The organism is Falsiroseomonas oryziterrae, from assembly GCF_021864505.1.
Taxonomy (GTDB): domain Bacteria; phylum Pseudomonadota; class Alphaproteobacteria; order Acetobacterales; family Acetobacteraceae; genus Falsiroseomonas; species Falsiroseomonas oryziterrae.
The window spans coordinates 1-620 of record NZ_JAKJIB010000695.1 but is presented as its reverse complement, the minus strand read 5'-3'; the positions used below and the strand labels follow the sequence as shown (position 1 = coordinate 620).

The 620-nt window shown below is 75.6% G+C and carries 1 protein-coding gene; it reads right to left on the bottom strand.

The window, feature by feature from the left end:
* Positions 1-620: glycosyltransferase (locus L2I40_RS24170; protein WP_272911020.1), on the bottom strand; the 620-nt coding region annotated here is incomplete at both ends.

Here is a 620-nt window from a genome sequence, read left to right as displayed (position 1 = left end):
AGACAACCGCCTGCAGGTGCCGCGCGAGCGCATCCGCCGTGAAGGCCGGCTGCGGCATCAGCCACGCCGCGCCAACCGAGGCAAGCGACCTTGCGTTGGCGGTCTGATGGTCGTCGATCGCGGACGGCAGCGGCACGAGGATCGAGGGGCGGCCGGCGCAGGCAAGCTCCGCGACGGTGGAGGCGCCTGCGCGTGCGATGACCAGATGCGCCATGGCGAGGCGCGTCGCGATGTTGCCGAAGAAGGGCGCGAGGTCCGCCGGCACGCCGGCCTCGCGATACGCGGTCTCGACCCTCGGCAGGTCCTCCGCGCGGGTCTGCTGCGTCACGACGAGGCGGGCGCGGAGGGCGTCGGGCAGGGCGGCGATGGCGGCCGGCACGACATCGGCGAAGACCCGCGCGCCGAGCGAGCCGCCGATCACCAGGATGCGGATCGCGCCGTCCTCGGCCGGCGCGGCATAGTCCTGCCCGGCGAGCGCGGCCAGTGCCGGGCGTACCGGGTTGCCCACGACCTCGACGCGCGCCGAGCCCGGCACGCGCGCCGTGTCGGCCGCCGAGACCGCGAGCAGGTCGGCGCCTGGCGCGAGCATGCGGTTGGCGCGGCCGAGCACGGCGTTCTGC